Below are 994 nucleotides of genomic sequence, written 5' to 3'. Positions count from 1 at the left end.
CGGGCGAGCACGCCGGCCGGTATGAGATCATCGCCGGCGAGCGGCGTTTTCGTGCGGCGAAGCTGGCGGGGCTCGCCGAAGTGCCGGTGCTGGTGCGCGAGGTGCCGGACGAGGCGGCCGCCGCCATGGCGCTGATCGAGAACATCCAGCGCGAGGATCTCAATCCGCTGGAGGAAGCGCAGGGCCTGCAGCGCCTGATCCGCGAGTTCGGCCTCACCCACGAACAGGCGGCGCAGGCCGTGGGGCGCTCGCGCAGCGCGGCGAGCAACCTGCTGCGCCTTTTGAACCTGGCCGAGCCGGTGCAGACCATGCTCATGGCCGGCGACATCGACATGGGCCACGCGCGCGCGTTGCTGTCGCTGGAGCGCGCGGCGCAGATCACCGCGGGCAACCAGATCGCGGCGAAGAAGCTGTCGGTGCGCGAGGCCGAGAGCCTCGTCAAGAAGCTGGGTGCGGAGTTCGCCCTCACGCCGCAAAAGCCCAAGAAGGACAAGTCGCGCGACCTCAAGCGCGTGGAGGAAGAGTTGTCCGACCTGCTCATGGCCGAGGTCGAGGTGCGCGTCAAGAAGCGCGTCAAGCGCGGCAGCCGGGTTGAGGAGATGGGCGAGCTGGCCATCCAGTTTGGCTCGCTGGAGGCGCTCAACGGCCTCATCGAGCGCCTGCGGGGCGGCTGACGCCGCATCGTTGCGGCCCGTGCCCATGCCGCGCCGGCCCCGCCGACTCCATCATCTGCACGCGCCGCCGCCGCGGCGCATCGTCCTGCCCTGGCCGCTGCCGGCGGTGCTGGTGTGGGCGGCGGCGTGGCTGCTGTTCGCGGGCTTGCGTGGCAGCGTGGCCCCGCTGGCGGCGCTCGGGCTGGCCTGCGCCGTGGGTGTGGCGGGCAGCCTGCTGGCGCAGGGCTGGTGGCGCCGCGGCCTGATCGCGCTGGGCTTTCCCTTGTCGGCGGCACTGGGCGGCGCGGTGGCGCTACCGGCCTGGGGCTGGCTGCTGCCGC

1 protein-coding gene and 1 pseudogene are annotated in these 994 nt (G+C 72.5%); both read left to right on the top strand.

Features of this window, described 5'->3' with window-relative positions:
* A partial coding sequence (locus A612_RS08075) for a ParB/RepB/Spo0J family partition protein (protein WP_019373997.1) occupies nucleotides 1-674 on the top strand: 674 nt, incomplete at its 5' end.
* 25 nt (nucleotides 675-699) lie between these two features.
* Nucleotides 700-994: pseudogene (locus tag A612_RS08070) on the top strand (class I SAM-dependent methyltransferase); the annotation flags it as partial.

It is taken from the genome of Melaminivora alkalimesophila, from assembly GCF_000282995.1.
GTDB classification, from domain to species: Bacteria; Pseudomonadota; Gammaproteobacteria; order Burkholderiales; family Burkholderiaceae_C; genus Melaminivora; species Melaminivora alkalimesophila.
Note: the sequence above shows the minus strand (reverse complement) of the source record. Positions and strands in the feature narration are given on the sequence as shown.